At 71.5% G+C, this 15,332-nt stretch carries 12 protein-coding genes; 10 read left to right on the top strand and 2 right to left on the bottom strand.

What is annotated here, in order from left to right; translation table 11 throughout:
* Nucleotides 1-82 precede the first annotated feature (82 nt).
* Nucleotides 83-1,120 (bottom strand): acyltransferase, encoded by a 1,038-nt coding sequence (locus AB0K08_RS15160; protein WP_363355846.1) that lies wholly within the window; start codon nucleotides 1,118-1,120, stop codon nucleotides 83-85.
* A 296-nt stretch (nucleotides 1,121-1,416) separates the two neighbouring features.
* Between AB0K08_RS15160 and AB0K08_RS15155 the strand changes: the two genes are divergently transcribed.
* Nucleotides 1,417-5,217, top strand: coding sequence for an AAA family ATPase (locus AB0K08_RS15155; protein ID WP_363355844.1), 3,801 nt, complete (start codon nucleotides 1,417-1,419; stop codon nucleotides 5,215-5,217).
* Here AB0K08_RS15155 and AB0K08_RS15150 read toward each other — a convergent pair.
* Nucleotides 5,165-6,472, bottom strand: coding sequence for an MFS transporter (locus AB0K08_RS15150; RefSeq protein WP_363355841.1), 1,308 nt, complete (start codon nucleotides 6,470-6,472; stop codon nucleotides 5,165-5,167). The two genes, AB0K08_RS15155 and AB0K08_RS15150, sit on opposite strands and share 53 nt — an antisense overlap.
* A 105-nt stretch (nucleotides 6,473-6,577) precedes the next feature.
* Between AB0K08_RS15150 and ftsY the strand changes: the two genes are divergently transcribed.
* From ftsY to rplS, 9 genes are all read left to right on the top strand, one after another.
* The gene (ftsY, locus tag AB0K08_RS15145; protein ID WP_363355839.1) at nucleotides 6,578-7,798 is read left to right on the top strand and encodes a signal recognition particle-docking protein FtsY; all 1,221 of its coding nucleotides are present in this window, start codon (nucleotides 6,578-6,580) and stop codon (nucleotides 7,796-7,798) included.
* 148 nt (nucleotides 7,799-7,946) lie between these two features.
* Nucleotides 7,947-9,281, top strand: coding sequence for an ammonium transporter (locus tag AB0K08_RS15140; protein ID WP_363355880.1), 1,335 nt, complete (start codon nucleotides 7,947-7,949; stop codon nucleotides 9,279-9,281).
* Between the two features lie 136 nt (nucleotides 9,282-9,417).
* Nucleotides 9,418-11,010 carry a signal recognition particle protein gene (gene ffh / locus AB0K08_RS15135; RefSeq protein WP_363355837.1) on the top strand — a complete coding sequence of 531 codons (1,593 nt, stop codon included), beginning with the start codon at nucleotides 9,418-9,420 and terminating at the stop codon, nucleotides 11,008-11,010.
* A gap of 152 nt (nucleotides 11,011-11,162) precedes the next feature.
* A complete protein-coding gene (locus AB0K08_RS15130) occupies nucleotides 11,163-12,137 on the top strand; it encodes a VOC family protein (RefSeq protein ID WP_363355835.1) in 975 nt (324 codons plus the stop codon).
* A 183-nt stretch (nucleotides 12,138-12,320) separates the two neighbouring features.
* Nucleotides 12,321-12,749 (top strand): 30S ribosomal protein S16, encoded by a 429-nt coding sequence (gene rpsP, locus AB0K08_RS15125; RefSeq protein ID WP_363355833.1) that lies wholly within the window; start codon nucleotides 12,321-12,323, stop codon nucleotides 12,747-12,749.
* Nucleotides 12,750-12,751: 2 nt separating this feature from the next.
* Entirely contained in the window at nucleotides 12,752-12,991 is a 240-nt protein-coding gene (locus AB0K08_RS15120; protein WP_363355831.1) for an RNA-binding protein, read from the top strand.
* A 205-nt stretch (nucleotides 12,992-13,196) separates the two neighbouring features.
* Entirely contained in the window at nucleotides 13,197-13,814 is a 618-nt protein-coding gene (gene rimM, locus AB0K08_RS15115) for a ribosome maturation factor RimM (protein WP_363355829.1), read from the top strand.
* A complete protein-coding gene (gene trmD / locus AB0K08_RS15110) occupies nucleotides 13,811-14,584 on the top strand; it encodes a tRNA (guanosine(37)-N1)-methyltransferase TrmD (protein ID WP_363355827.1) in 774 nt (257 codons plus the stop codon). The genes rimM and trmD overlap by 4 nt, the downstream gene beginning before the upstream one ends.
* A gap of 227 nt (nucleotides 14,585-14,811) precedes the next feature.
* Nucleotides 14,812-15,189: a 50S ribosomal protein L19 gene (rplS, locus tag AB0K08_RS15105; RefSeq protein ID WP_363355825.1), complete on the top strand. Its 378-nt coding sequence runs from the start codon at nucleotides 14,812-14,814 to the stop codon at nucleotides 15,187-15,189.
* Nucleotides 15,190-15,332: the final 143 nt, after the last annotated feature.

The raw sequence follows: 15,332 nt of genomic DNA, 5'->3' as shown, positions 1-15,332 counted from the left end.
GTCCGGTCGGTGGTGGCGCGACGCTGGCCGCGGCTGGTGACAAGACCCCCCAGAATAGCAAGGGGGAGCCTCCGGCCCGCGGCTACCCTGCGGGTCGGCCGTCTTCCGGCGGCAGGGACCGGGTGGCGCTGATCGGTTCGGAGCGGCCCGTATCCGCCCGGCCCGTATCCGCCCGGCCCGCATCCGCCCGGCCTGCCTCCCTCCCGGGGCGGACGCCCGGAAACGCGAACAGCCCGTTGAACCGCGAGCGGTGGGCCGCCATGAACGCCGGCACGCCGAAGGCGGCGAGGAACAGGATGACCAGGGTGGACCAGTGGACGGCCCAACCCGCGGCGCGCCAGAGATCGGCCACCACGAGCAGCACGGCGGTGTGGGACACGTAGTAGATCACCGAGTGGCGGCCCACCGCCTCCAGCCCGGGGGCGCGGGGCAACCACGGCCCGAGCCACAGCAGGGCCAGCAGCCCGGGCATCGGGGCCAGGAGGGTCCAGGGGATGTTCTGGTGCACGGCCAGCTCTCCCGCCGCGGACAGGGCTCCGACGGCCACCGCCACCAGCACGCCCGTCAGCCCCACCCAGACGGGGAGCCGCTGGAGCGGGCCCATCCAACGCTGCATGCCCGCCCCGAGGAAGAAGAACGGCCCGTAGAAGAAGATCCTGGCCAGCTCGGGGACCTGCTGACCGATCGTCAGATAGGCCAGCGCGAAGACGGCCGCCATGACCAGCGCGGGGATCCAGCGCGTCAGCGGGGCCACCAGGAAGCAGGCCACGAGGACCACCAGGAACCACTGGTAGGTCCCGTCCACCCAGGCCCAGGGGTCCAGGGCCGAGGCCAGCTGGTGCGTGATCGTGAACTGGGCGAAGGACCACAGCAGCAGGGGCCAGAGGATGTTCCGCGCCTTGCCCGCCAGGTAGGTGCCGAACGGTTTGTCCAGTGCGCGCCGCAGCAGCAGCCCCGAGAGGAAGAGCAGCAACGGCATCCGGTACGGGTCGAAGAAGGCGACGACCTCGTCCACCGCCGGTACGCGGTCGGCGCCGGACAGGGACTTGTACATGGCCACCGAGTGGAACACGACCACCAGGAGCATCGCCGCCCCGCGGAACGTGTCCATCCAGGTCATGCGGGAAGCCGTCGGGGTAGTGGGGTGCATCGCGGGGAGTCCTCGGTTGGTCGCTCTCGCCCCGAGTAGTCGGCATCAGCCGGCGCGGTCCGGCCGATGTAAGGGGCACCGGCCATGTTAGGCCCGTACGGGACGGGGGGCGTGCCCGACTCGCTGCCCGGGTGCCATCTCAGCCTCGGGAAGCGGCGGCTCCGGGATATAGTGCGCATCGGGGACGTTGGCCCCGTCAGACCCTGGAGCCCACCGTCCGGTGCGACTCCACAGACCGCCACACAGAATCGCCACAGACAAGGACCATGTACCTCAAGACCCTGACCGTCCGCGGGTTCAAGTCGTTCGCCTCGGCCACCACCTTCCACTTCGAACCCGGGGTGACCGCCGTGGTGGGGCCCAACGGCTCGGGCAAGTCCAACGTGGTGGATGCCCTGTCCTGGGTCATGGGGGAGCAGGGCGCCAAGAACCTGCGCGGCGGCAAGATGGAGGACGTCATCTTCGCCGGCACCACGGGCCGGACGCCCCTGGGGCGCGCCCAGGTGTCCCTGACGATCGACAACGCGGACGGCGCCCTGCCGATCGAGTACTCCGAGGTCACCATCTCCCGCACGCTGTTCCGGACCGGGGGCTCCGAGTACGCGATCAACGGCGCCTCCTGCCGGCTGCTCGACATCCAGGAGCTGCTCTCCGACTCCGGGCTCGGCCGCGAGATGCACGTGATCGTCGGCCAGGGGCAGCTGGACCGGATCCTGCAGGCCAGCCCCGAGGAGCGCCGCGGCTTCATCGAGGAGGCCTCCGGCGTGCTGAAGCACCGCCGCCGCAAGGAACGCAGCGTCCGCAAGCTCGAGTCCATGCGCTCCAACCTGGACCGGGTCCGCGACCTGACCGAGGAGGTCCGCCGCCAGCTGGGGCCGTTGTCCAAGCAGGCGAAGACCGCCCGCAAGGCCCAGCGCATCCAGTACGACGTCCGGGACGCCCGTTCGCGGCTGCTGGCCGACGACGTGGCCCGCCAACAGGCCGCCCTGGACCAGCTGGGCACCGGAGACCAGGAGCTGGAGGCCGAGGTCGGTCGGGCCCAGGCCGAGGTGGACCGGGCCGGCGAGGCGGCCACGGCCATGGCGGCGGACGTGGCCACCGCCTCCCAGGCGGCGGCCGCGGCCCGGGAGCACTGGTACCGGTTGTCCACCCTGGCCGAGCGCTACCGGTCCCTGGGGGCCGTGGCCGCCGAACGGGAGCGCTCCCGCCGCCACCCCGTGCCGCCGCCCTCGGGCCCGGATCCCGCCGCCGCCCGCGACCATGCAGACCGTGCCGCCGCCGAGGCCGCCGACGCCGAACAGGCGGTCACAGCCGCCCAGACCGCCCTGGAGCAGGCCACGCGGCGGCGCCAGGAGTCCGAGCACGCCGCCCGCACCGCGAACGAGGCCTACACCCGGCTGTTGCAGCAGGCGGCGGACCGGCGCCAGGCGGCCGCCGTGGCCGCCGGGCGCATCGAGGCGGCCCGGGCCACCGAGCGATCCCTGCGCGGGCAGTGGGAGCAGGCCGGCTCCCGCGTGACCGAGAGCGAGCGAGCGGCGGAGGCGCTGCGCGCCGAGCTCGTGGACTACCAGAACCGGCTGGCCGGGTCCCTCGACTCCGAGGAGGAGCTGGACGCCGAGCATGAGCGGGCCGCCGGCGTGGCGGACGGCCTGCGGGAACGCCTCGCCCGCCTCGAGGAGGCGCTCGCCGCCGCGGAATCCGCCCAGGGCGCGGCGGTGGCCCGGCGGGACGCCCTGATCGAGGCCCTCGAGCCGGAGGCCGGCGCCGCCGCGGCTGTGCTCGGGGACCTGGAACCCACCGCGCTGGCCGATGCCCTGACCGTCCTGCACGGCTGGGAGGCGGCCATCGCCGCGGCCCTCGGGGGACCCGCCGAGCAACTCGTGGTGGACGGCCTGGACGCCGCGGTGGCGGCCGCGGGCCGCCTCTCCGCGGCGGACGCGGCGGACGCACGCCTGCTGTTCGCGCGGGACGGCGAGTCGCCTCAGGCGGCCGGGGAGACGGCTGCACCGGCGGCATCGGTGACACCGGCAGAGGCACTGCCCGACGGCGTCACGGCCGCGGGCGCGGTGGTGCGGTTCCCCGCCGGGCCGGCGGGGTCAGCCATCGCCGGCACGGTCCACTCGCTGCTCGCCGGGACGCTGCTCGTGGAGGACCTCGCCACGGCCCGGGCCCTGATGGAATCCGGTCGGGTCCCCGAGCGCCACCGGGGGGTCCCGGTCCGGCTGGCCACCCGGGACGGCCACGTGCTCGGGGTCGGATGGGCGGACGGCCGCGGTGCCGGGGCCGGAAGCCGGCTGGAGCGGCAGGCCGCCGCCGACGCGGCGACCACGGTGGCCGAGCAGGCCCTGCACGAGGTCGAGCGGCTGCGCTTCGAACGCTCCGGGCTGGTGCACCGGGCCGAGGAGGCGGTGGCCGCGGAGCGGGCCGCCCTGGCGGCCCTGGAGGCCTCGGACGCCCGGTTCACCGCCGTGACGGAGGACCTGGCGCGGCTGAACCAGCAGCTCTCCCATGCCGATCAGGCTGCCCAGCGGCAGCGGGGTGAACTCGCCGGGCTGCGCGAGCGGCTCGCCGACGCCACCGCCGCCGTCGAGGCCGCGGTCGTCGCCGCGGAGCGACAGGCGGAGGCATCCACCCTCCCCGAGGGGTCCGAGGGGTCCGAAGCGTCCGAGAGGACAGAGGATGCCGAGGAAGCCCACACCACCGGGCCGAGCACCGCGGCCCCGGACCCGGCGGCGCGCGACGCCGCGGAGGTGCGGGCCGGTCACGCCCGACACGAGGAGACCGAGGCCCGGCTGGCCCTGCGGGCGGCCGAGTCCACGCTGACCCAGCTCACCTCCCGGGCCGAGCAGGCGCGACGCCAGGTGGCCTCCGCCACCCTGGCCCATCAGGAGCGGGAGCGCGCCGAACAGAAGCGCCGTGCGTGGCTGACCCGGATCACCGCGGTCTCGCTGGCCCTGGCGCAGGCACTGGCCGGCGTGGAGCGGGCCGTGGCCCGGGCGGAGGCGGACCGCACGGAACTCGAGCGCCGGGGTGAGGAGCTCACGGCGGAACGCCACCGGCTGCAGCGCGCCGCCGAGGAGCACCGGGCGGCCGTGGCCCGCGCCAAGGACCGGCTGCACACGGCGCGCATGGCCCGGCAGGAGCAGCAGCTCAGACTCGACCAGCTCCTGGACAAGGCCCTGGAGGATCTGGGAATGACCGGGGAGTACCTGCTGGAGCACTTCGGCCCCGAGGTACCGGTGCCCCTGACACCGGCGGGCGATGATCGGTCTGGCCCAGGCCAGGCGGGGGTCGCAGCGGAACCGGACGGGCCGGCGTCGGGCCCCGAGGCCGTTGACGGCGGGGCTGGGGATCTCGGGGCCGCAGAGCCCGAGACCGTGCCCTTCGACCGGGCCGAGCAGCAGAAGCGGCTGCGGCGCGCCGAGCGCGAGCTGTCCGCCCTGGGCCGGGTGAACCCGCTGGCCCTGGAGGAGTACGCGGCGGTGGAGGAGCGCCACCGCTTCCTCACGGGACAGCTGGATGACCTGGACTCCAGCCGCCGGGACCTGTTGTCCATCATCCAGGACGTGGATGCCACGGTGCTGCGGGTGTTCTCGGCCGCCTTCGAGGACACCGCGGCTCAGTTCCAGCACGTCTTCGCCACCCTGTTCCCGGGCGGCGAGGGCCGGCTGTTCCTGACGGATCCCGAGAACCTGCTGGAGTCCGGGGTCGAGGTGGAGGCCCGGCCCGCCGGGAAGAAGGTCAAGCGGCTGTCTCTGCTCTCGGGTGGGGAGCGCTCGCTGGCGGCGGTGGCCATGCTCGTGGCGATCTTCAAGGCCCGTCCCAGCCCGTTCTACGTCATGGACGAGGTCGAGGCCGCGCTGGACGACACCAACCTGGGGCGGCTGCTGGAGATCTTCCGGGAGCTGCAGCAGGACAGCCAGCTGATCATCATCACCCACCAGAAACGCACCATGGAGGTCGCGGACGCGCTCTACGGGGTCTCCATGCGGGGGGACGGCGTCAGCACGGTGATCAGCCAGCGTCTGGACGGTGCCCGTCCGGGGCCGGCGGCTCCGGGGCACTGACCGTCGGCAGGGCCCCCGTGCGCGGGCCGCCCGGGGACACCGGCCGGTTGGTCTCGGCGGCGAAGGCCCAGGACACCGCCGCCACGGCGAGGATGGCCCCGCTGAGCAGGAACGCCCAGCCGAACCCCGCGGCGTCCACCACCAGCCCGGCGATCAGCGGGCCCGAGATCGCCCCGAGGTCGGAGGCCATCTGTGCCGTGGACATGACGGGCCCGGCCTTGCGCTCCTGCCCCACGATGTCCGCGATGGCGGCCTGCTGGGGCGCGTTGAGCAGCCCCGTCCCGATTCCGGAGAGCACGCAGAGGGCCAGGAAGAACCACGCGTTGTCCATCCACCCGATGAAGGCGGTGCCCGCCGCGGCCACCAGCAGGCCGGTGATGATGAGCGGCTTGCGGCCGTGGACGTCGGAGAGCCGGGAGGAGAGCGTGACGGCGGCGATGTTGCCGAGGGCGAAGAGGGACAGGGCGGCCCCGGCGATCTGGGGGCCGTCCAGCCAGAAGCCGGTGCCCGCGAAGGCGGTGGCCGCCAGCAGGGGCGTCAGTGAGTTGCGCACACCGAAGGTGGCCCAGCCGTTGGCGAAGAAGGAGGTCAGGGCAGCGCGGTAGGGGGTGTGCTCCCAGGCCTCGGCCACCCGCATCTCCGGGCGGGTGTCCGGCTTGCCGCGGTCGGCCAGCCGGGAGTCGCGCAGCAGGAAGAAGACGAGCCCGGCGGCCGCCACGAGTGCCGTGCCGTAGATCAGGAAGGGGACCCGGTAGCCGAAGACCGCCAGTGCCGCGCCCACCACCGGTCCGGCGATGTTGCCGATCAGGAAGGCGGAGGCGTAGGCGCCGGAGACCCGCCCGCGGATGCTCGGCGGTGCCTTGCGGGCCAGGAAGGCCATGGCGGAGACCGTGAACAGGGTGGAGCCGATGCCCCCGAGCCCGCGGAAGAGCAGCAACTGCCAGTACTCCTGCGAGAAGGCGACCAGGAACATGGACGCCGCCACGATCAGCACCCCGGTCATGTAGGCCGGGGTCTCGCCGAACCTGCTGGTGATGCGTCCGGAGAAGGGGGCGAACAGCAGCCGGGTCAGGCCGAACACGGAGACCACGGCGGAGACCGCGGTGGCGGAGGCGTTGAAGGACTGGGCGTACTGGGGCAGCAGCGGGGCGATGATGCCGAAGCCGATGGCGATGATGAAGGCCGCCGCGATGAGGACCTTGATCTCCCGGGGGATGGGGACCCGTTCGGTCCGGGAGGTCTGTGTGCGTGCCATGGCTCCCATCCTGCCACCCGGCCCCGGCCGTGCTGGCCCCGACCGCCGCGGCCCCGGCGGGTGGAGGCCGGCCGGGGCGGCGGTCAGCTGTGACAGACTGGTCGGGTGGATCCGATCATCTTGATTTCGCTCGCCTCTGTCCTCATCGTCGGCCTGGGCCTGCTGGCCTTCATCGGCCGCACGCCGAAGCCGCCGAAGGGCACCTACCCGACCACGCGTGATGCCAACGACCCGGCGCCCGGCGGTGCCGCGGGCACCGCCGTCCTCGATCGGCCGGAGACGGACGACGCCGGCCCCTCCGGCACCGCGGTCGCCGAACCCGAGGCGCCTCAGGCCGCCCCGGTACCGACCACGGACGTGGCGGACACCGAGGCCCCGGCCGCCGTCGAGCTGGAGACCCCGGCCCCGGCCGCCGGCCGCCTGGCCCGGTTGCGGGCCCGCCTGGCCAAGTCCAACAACATCTTCGGCAAGGGCCTGCTGGCCCTGCTCTCCAGCGACAACATCACGGAGGACGTCTGGGAGGAGGTCGAGGAGACCCTGCTGCTGGCCGACCTCGGCACCGCACCGACCCTGGAGCTCGTGGACAACCTGCGCGAGCGGGTCACGGTGGAGGGCTCCCGGGACCCGCAGCAGGTCAAGGCCATGCTGCACGAGGAACTGGTCAAGATGGTGGACCCGGGCATGGACCGCCGGCTGGACGCCACGCGTAGACAGGACCGGCCGGCCGTCATGATGGTCGTCGGCGTCAACGGCGTGGGCAAGACCACCACCGTGGGCAAGATCGGCCGCGTCCTGGTGGCGGAGGACCGCCGCGTGGTCTTCGGCGCGGCGGACACCTTCCGTGCCGCCGCCGCCGAACAGCTGGCCACGTGGGGCTCCCGCGTGGGCGTGGACACCGTCCGATCGCACGAGGACGGGGCGGATCCGGCCTCGGTGGCCTTCGAGGCCGTGAAGACCGGCATCGAGCAGGAGGCGGACGTGGTCATCGTGGACACCGCCGGGCGGCTGCAGAACAAGTCGAACCTCATGGACGAGCTGGGCAAGATCAAGCGCGTCATCGAGAAGCAGGCCCAGGTGGACGAGGTCCTGCTGGTCCTGGACGCCACCACCGGCCAGAACGGGCTGGCCCAGGCCAAGGTCTTCGCCGAGGTCGTGAACATCACCGGCATCGCGCTGACCAAGCTGGACGGCACCGCCAAGGGCGGGATCGTGGTGGCCATCCAGCGTGAGCTCGGCGTCCCCGTCAAGCTGGTGGGACTGGGCGAGGGGCCGGACGACCTGGCCCCGTTCAACGCCGAGGGCTTCGTGGAGGCCCTGCTGGACTGAAACATGATGTTCACCCACCGGGCAGACTCGATACCTGGTGGAAACGTTCCTGCGGGCGCCGTGAAACACGGCGCCCGCATCCTCTTAACGAGAGCCCGGGCCGCCCCCGGTCCGGGCCATGCGGAGAGAGGAACCTGCGGTGGAAACGATCGAACTGACAGCGGGCCATGTCTGGACCATGGTGTGTGCCGGGCTGGTCCTGCTGATGACCCCCGGCCTCGCCTTCTTCTACGGAGGTCTCACCCGGGCCAAGGCATCCCTGAACATGATGATGATGTCCTTCGTGTCCATTGGCCTGGTGGCGGTGGTCTGGGTGTTGTGGGGCTCCAACATGTCCGGTGGCGAGGGCATTCTGCAGCTGTTCGGCAACCCCTTCGCCGACTTCGGCCTCTTCGGGGCCCTCGGCACCGAGGACCTGATCGGGATCGGCTTCGGCGCCACCTTCGCGATCATCACCGTTGCCCTGATCTCCGGAGCCATCGCCGACCGCGCCAAGTTCAGCACCTGGGTCGTCTTCGTCCCGATCTGGGTCACCGCCGTCTACTGCCCGCTGGCCTTCATGGTCTGGGGCGGCGGCCTGCTCTCAGCTGACGGCGCCATCGGTTCCGCCGTCGGGGAGGCCATCGACTTCGCGGGCGGCCTGGTCGTCCATATCTCCGCCGGCGTGGCCGCGCTGGTGTTGGCCCTGCTGCTGGGCAAGCGCCAGGGCTTCGGCACTGATCCGGGCCACCGGCCGCACAACATCCCCTTCGTGATGCTCGGCGCCACCCTGCTCTGGTTCGGCTGGTTCGGATTCAACGGCGGGGCCGCGGGCGATGCCACGGAGGCGGGTCTCATCTGGGTCAACACGCTGGCCGCCCCTGCCGCCGCCATGCTCGGCTGGTTGCTCACCGAACGGATTCGCGGCAAGCGCGCCACGTCGATCGGCAGTGCCTCCGGCATCGTGGCCGGCCTCGTGGCGATCACCCCGGCCTGTGCCTATGTGGATCCGGTGGGTGCCCTGATCATCGGTCTCCTGTCCGGCGCGGCCTGTGCCCTCGCCGTCGGCCTGAAGTACAAGCTCGGCTTCGACGACTCCCTGGACGTCGTGGGCCTGCACCTGGTGGCCGGCATCCTTGGCACCGTGTTGATCGGCCTGCTGGGACTGCCGATGGCGGATGGCCGCGCCGGCCTGTTCTACGGCGGTGACGCCTCGCTCCTACTGGCCCAGGTGGTGGCCGTGGTGATCGCCGTGGTGTACACCGCCATCGTGACCTTCATCATCGGCCTCGCACTCAAGGCCACGATGGGTTGGCGTGTCACCGCCGAGGAGGAGGAACTGGGCCTGGACCAGTCCCTGCACAGCGAGGTCGCCTACGAGTTCGGTGGCGGCGGCATGGGGACGTCCTATGCCGAGACCCTGGACACCGGCGAGCAGCAGGTTCTGGATGGACCGCGCGCCGCTGAGCCTGCCCCGGAGTCCGCATCGCTGCGCGTGCGATGAGGTCCTGACAGTGCTCGACGGCAGGCGCCGGGACCCCGCGATTGAGCGGGGTCCCGGCGCCTTGGCGAGTTGATACCCTTGGAAACCGGTAGATTCGCACGTGCCGACCCCCGACCCCCGAAGGAAGAGCACCGCAGTGTTCAACTCCCTGTCCGACCGCCTGGCCGCCACCTTCAAGAACCTGAAGGGCAAGGGTCGTCTGTCCGAGGCGGACATCGACGCCACCGCCCGTGAGATCCGCCGGGCGCTGCTGGACGCCGACGTGGCCGTGCCGGTGGTCCGGGAGTTCATCGCCCACATCAAGGAGCGCTCCCTCGGTGAAGAGGTCAGCCAGGCGCTGAACCCGGGCCAGCAGGTCGTCAAGATCGTCAACGACGAGCTCGTCAACATCCTGGGCGGGGAGACCCGTCGGCTGAACCTGGCCAAGACCCCGCCCACGGTGATCATGCTGGTGGGCCTGCAGGGTGCCGGTAAGACCACCCTGGCCGGCAAGCTCTCCCAGCACCTCAAGGCGCAGGGCCACACGCCGATGCTGGTGGCCGCCGACCTCCAGCGGCCCAATGCGGTCAAGCAGCTCCAGGTCAACGGCGAACGGGCCGGGGTCCCCGTCTACGCCCCGCACCCGGGCGTCTCCAGCGAGTTCGAGGACCCCACCGGCGATCCGGTGCAGGTGGCCCGCAACGGCGTGGCGGAGGCGAAGGCCAAGTACAACGACGTCGTGATCGTGGACACCGCCGGACGGCTCGGCGTGGATGCCGAGCTCATGCAGCAGGCCGCCGACATCCGCGCCGCGGTGCAGCCGGACGAGGTGCTCTTCGTCATCGACGCCATGATCGGCCAGGACGCCGTGGCGACCGCGCAGTCGTTCAACGAGGGCGTCGGCTTCACCGGCGTGGTGTTGTCCAAGCTCGACGGCGATGCCCGGGGTGGTGCCGCGCTCTCGGTGCGCTCGGTGACGGGCAAACCGGTCATGTTCGCCTCCACGGGCGAGAACCTGTCCGACTTCGAGGTCTTCCACCCGGACCGGATGGCCTCGCGCATCCTGGACATGGGCGACGTGATGAGCCTGATCGAGCAGGCCGAGCGCAGCTGGGACCGGGCCGAGGCCGAGAAGATGGCCCAGAAGTTCGTGGACCAGGAGGACTTCACCCTCGACGACTTCCTTGATCAGATGCAGCAGATCAAGAAGATGGGGTCCATGAAGAAGCTGCTGATGATGATGCCCGGGGCCCAGGGCATGCGCCAGCAGCTCGAGCAGTTCGATGACAGCCAGATCGACCGCATCGAGGCCATCATCCGGTCCATGACGCCGCACGAGCGGGTGGCGCCCAAGATCATCAACGGCTCCCGCCGGGCGCGCATCGCGCGCGGCTCCGGTGTCCAGGTCTCGGAGGTCAACGGCCTGTTGGAGCGTTTCGGCCAGGCCCAGAAGATGATGAAGAAGATGGCCGCCGGCGGCGGGATGCCGGGCATGCCGGGGATGCCCGGGATGCCGGGCGGCGGCGGTGGCGGATCCAAGAAGGGCAAGGGCAAGGGCAAGAAGGCCAAGCCGCGCTCCGGCAACCCGGCGAAGGCGGCGCAGGAGATGCGCGAGCTCGAGGAACGCCGCAACCGCCCGGCCGCCCCGGGTTCGGCCTTCGGCCAGGGGAACGACGCCGGCCCGGACGGTTTCGATCCGGCCTCCCTGAACCTGCCCAAGGGCTTCGAGAAGTACCTCGGCGGCAACTGAGCCAGCTGATCCTCGGGCCGCCCCACCATCTCGGTGGGGCGGCCCGAGGCATGTGAGGGATGACTCTCCGGGAATGCTTGAAGCGTCAACTATGTTGTGCTGTACTGGAGGCAATCCACCAGCCCAGTTCACCTGATCCCGAAGGAGTCACCATGACGTCCACCACCGACCACCGTGCAGACCAGCTCCCCGATGCGGCCGCCGCCTCGGTGCGCCACGAGTCCATCAGCGGCCGACCCGTCACCGAACTGCTGCCCGCCGGGCTCGCCATGGGGCTGGTCACCCTCAAGACGGACAACGTCCCGCGGCTGCGCGGGTACTACGAGCAGGCCCTGGGCCTGGTCGCCGTGGCCGAGGACGGCCCGAATGTGATCCTGGGGCGCGCCGGGACTCCGCTCGTCGGCATCGAGGAGTCCAACGGGCTCAAGCTGCCGGGCGAGGGTGAAGCCGGGCTCTACCATGTGGCCATCCTGTTCGAGCAGGCCGCCGACCTGGCCGCCACCGTCTACTCGGCCGTGCGCCACGACCAGTCCCGCTTCGTCGGCAGCTCCGACCACCTGGTCTCCGAGGCGTTCTACTTCCAGGACCCGGACCACAACGGCATCGAGCTATACGTCGACCGCCCCCGGGACCAGTGGCAGTGGGGTGCGGACCGCCAGGTGGCCATGACCACGGAGTACCTGCCGTGGGACCGGTACCTGAACACCCATCTCACGGAGGACTCGGTCGCCCGGCTGCGGACGGCGCCCGCCTCGGTGGGGCACGTCCACCTCCAGGTGGGGGACGTGGCCACGGCCGAGGAGTTCTACGTCCGGGACCTCGGCTTCGAGAAGACCACGGGGCTGGGCACCATGGCACTGTTCGTGTCCGCCGGCGGCTACCACCACCACATGGCCATGAACACCTGGAACTCCACCGGTGTCGGACCCCGGCGCAACACCCTGGGCCTCGGCGCGGTGGACATCACCCTGCCCGGGGGGGAGGGGCTGGACTCCGCCGAGGACCGGCTGAAGGTCGCCGGCCGGAGCGTGCAGCGCACGGATCGCGGACTCGAGGTCCGCGACCCGTGGAACACGCTGCTCGTGCTCACCGAGGCCGAGGCTCCGTCCGCCGCCGCGTCCATCTGAGCGCCAGCAGGTCGACTAGGAGAATTGCTCGGACGTCTGGCAGAATGGGACGGTACTGAACTGCCGTCCGGGCGACCCTCTATCATTCCGGCCGGCCGTTCCGTCAGGAGCCACCGTCCCGCGCCAACCCCACGGCCGGGACGAACGCTGCGCCAACACCAAGAACCAGGAGCTACCACACCCGTGGCCGTTAAGATCCGTTTGAAGCGCTTCGGCAAGATGCGCGCCCCGTACTACCGCATCGTCGTCATGGACTCCCGCGCCAAGCGCGACGGCCGTGCCATCGAGGAGATCGGCAAGTACCACCCCACCGAGGAGCCCTCGTTCATCGAGGTCAACTCCGAGCGGGCCCAGTACTGGCTGTCCGTGGGCGCCCAGCCCACCGAGCAGGTCCACGCCATCCTCAAGGTCACCGGCGACTGGCAGAAGTTCAAGGGGGAGCCGGGTGCCGAGGGCACCCTGAAGACCAAGCAGGCCAAGGAGCCCTTCGTGGCCCCGCAGAAGGGCTCGGTCATCATCCCCGAGGCCATCACCCCGAAGAAGGACGCTGCCGAGGCCCCGGCCGCGGAAGCGGACGCCGCTGAGGCCCCGGCCGACGAGACGTCTGAGTGACCATGCTGACGGAAGCGCTCGAACACCTGGTCCGGGGGATCGTCGATTCCCCGGATGACGTCCAGGTCGACCTGCGCACCAACCGGCGGGGTGAGGTCCTGGAGGTCCGCGTCGACCCCTCGGACCTCGGTCGGGTGATCGGCCGTCAGGGCCGCACCGCCACAGCGTTGCGCACGGTGCTGGACGGCCTCGCCGGCCATCCGGTGCGGGTCGACGTGGTGGACACCGACCGCCGCCGGTAGCTGTACCCCGCCGCCCCACCCCGCAGTCTGCGGTGGGGCAGCACCATGGCATGATGGCCCGTGTCCGGACACCGTCCGGGAACGGGCCATCGGTGTCTGAGCCCCCTGACACAGAGGCTCCCTGACACAGAGGCTCCCTGACACAGAAGCCCCCTGGCGCAGAACCACACACCCCGCAGCGCCCCGAGGAGAGGACCCCACCACCATGTCCCAGCCAGGCGATCAGAGCCCGTCCGTCGACGGAACCGAGCAGGTCCGCGTCGCCCGGATCGGCAAGCCGCACGGCATCCGCGGGGAGGTGACCGTGCAGGTCTACACGGATGAACCCCAGGAGCGTTTCGTGTCCGGCGCCGTACTCTCCGCGCGGCCCGGGGGCGGCGCGGGCGCCGCGGGCCGGGGCGGACAGCTGACCGTGGTGCGGGCCCGGTGGAACAAGGACATCCTGCTGTTGTCCTTCGACGAGGTCCTCACCCGCAACCAGGCCGAGGAGCTGCGGGGCACCGAGCTGTTCGCCGCACCCGAGGCGGCGGATGACGACGACGCCTGGTACGAGGAGGACCTCGTGGGGCTCGCGGTGCTGGTGGACGGCCAGGAGGTCGGCACCGTCACGGGGCTGCAGACCGGGGACTTCCAGGACCTGCTGCAGATCGAGGTACAGGGGGGTGCCGAGGCCCTGGTGCCCTTCGTGGACGAGATCGTCCCCGAGGTCGACCCCGAGTCGGGCACCATCACCCTCACCCCACCGCCGGGGCTGCTGACCCTCAACGGCCCGGACGAGGACGCCGCCGGTGGCGCCACGCCCGGCCCGGGGGAACCCGCATGAGGATCGACGTCGTCACGATCTTCCCCGAGTACCTGGCCGCACTCGATGTGTCCCTGATCGGCAAGGCCCGGAGGGACGGCCTGCTGGACATCCGGGTCCACGACCTGCGGGAGCACACCGTGGACCGCCACCGCACCGTGGACGACACGCCCTACGGCGGCGGGGCCGGCATGGTGATGAAACCCGAGCCCTGGGCGCTGGCGCTGGAGGGGATCGCCGCCGGCGCCGGACACGGTGCTGCGGCCGATGGCGCGGCCGATGATGCGGCCGGTGGCCCGGCCGAAGCGCCGGGCGAGCGACCCGTCCTGCTGGTGCCGACGCCGTCGGGCACCCTGTTCCGGCAGTCCGTGGCGCAGGACCTGGCGGCGGCGGACCACCTGGTGGTGGCCTGTGGCCGGTACGAGGGGATCGACGAACGACTCTTCGAATGGGCCACCGGGCTCTACGACGTCCGCCTGGTCTCCCTCGGGGACTACGTCCTCAACGGCGGTGAGGTGGCGGCCCTGGCCATGATCGAGGCCGTGGGGCGGCTCGTGCCCGGCGTCGTCGGCAACCCCGAGTCCCTCGTGGAGGAGTCCCACAGCGACGGGCTGCTCGAATACCCCGTGTACACCAAGCCGTCGTCCTGGCGCGGACGCGAGGTCCCCGAGGTGCTGCTCTCCGGAGACCACGGCCGCATCGCGTCCTGGCGGCGCGAGCAGCAGCTGGTCCGCACCCGTGCCCGCCGGCCCGACCTCGTGCCGGAGGGGTCCGCGGGGCCGCAGGCGTAGGAGAAGACAGCAGGGCATCGGATCTGGCATAATGGGTCGCTGTGTCAACTGGACATCCGACCTGCCACAGGGGGCGGATGCCGACAGTCTGGCCAACCGGCACCCATCAGGGACTGACCGGTCACCGGTTTCAGGCCCGCCCATCCCGACGCCTCCGCCTCAGGAGGTACCGGCCGGCGGGCCGCAGATGACGTGAATGACCTGTGGCGTTCACCAGGAGTATCACCATGCATATTCTCGATTCCCTCGACGCGGCCTCGCTGCGCAGCGACGCCCCCGATTTCCGCCCCGGCGACACCGTCAAGGTGCACGTGAACATCATCGAGGGCAAGACCGCCCGCGTGCAGGTCTTCCAGGGCTTCGTGATGGGCCGCCACGGCCACGGCATCCGCGAGACCTTCCGCGTCCGCAAGGTCTCCTTCGGCGTGGGCGTGGAGCGTACCTTCCCGGTGCACTCCCCGGTGATCGACAAGATCGAGCTCGTCTCCCGCGGTGACGTGCGCCGCGCGAAGCTGTACTACATGCGCGACCGCCACGGCAAGGCCGCCAAGATCAAGGAGAAGCGCGACTTCACGGCCACGCCGAAGTCCGCCAAGAAGGCCTGATCGGTCCAGCACCGAGGATGGCAGACCTGTCCCAGGACTCGTCGAGCCCCCCCTCCTGGACCCCCTGCGGGCCGAGGCCGACCGCCTGGGCGCCACGCCGGCGTCGTTGTCCATCGCCTGGCTGCTCGCCCAGGGGCCGGAGG

This window comes from Citricoccus sp. NPDC055426, from assembly GCF_040677445.1.
Taxonomy (GTDB): domain Bacteria; phylum Actinomycetota; class Actinomycetes; order Actinomycetales; family Micrococcaceae; genus Citricoccus.
The sequence above is the reverse complement of the archived record's forward strand: the minus strand, read 5'-3'. Positions and strand labels throughout refer to the sequence as shown.

Bases quoted from the DNA above. Each gene is read 5' to 3' on its own strand.
- rimM (WP_363355829.1), top strand. From the start codon at position 13,197: ATGTCCCAGCCAGGCGATCAGAGCCCGTCCGTCGACGGAACCGAGCAG.
- rplS (WP_363355825.1), top strand. From the start codon at position 14,812: ATGCATATTCTCGATTCCCTCGACGCGGCCTCGCTGCGCAGCGACGCC.
- AB0K08_RS15155 (WP_363355844.1), top strand. From the start codon at position 1,417: ATGTACCTCAAGACCCTGACCGTCCGCGGGTTCAAGTCGTTCGCCTCG.
- AB0K08_RS15160 (WP_363355846.1), bottom strand. From the start codon at position 1,120: ATGACCTGGATGGACACGTTCCGCGGGGCGGCGATGCTCCTGGTGGTC.
- trmD (WP_363355827.1), top strand. From the start codon at position 13,811: ATGAGGATCGACGTCGTCACGATCTTCCCCGAGTACCTGGCCGCACTC.
- AB0K08_RS15130 (WP_363355835.1), top strand. From the start codon at position 11,163: ATGACGTCCACCACCGACCACCGTGCAGACCAGCTCCCCGATGCGGCC.
- AB0K08_RS15120 (WP_363355831.1), top strand. From the start codon at position 12,752: ATGCTGACGGAAGCGCTCGAACACCTGGTCCGGGGGATCGTCGATTCC.
- AB0K08_RS15150 (WP_363355841.1), bottom strand. From the start codon at position 6,472: ATGGCACGCACACAGACCTCCCGGACCGAACGGGTCCCCATCCCCCGG.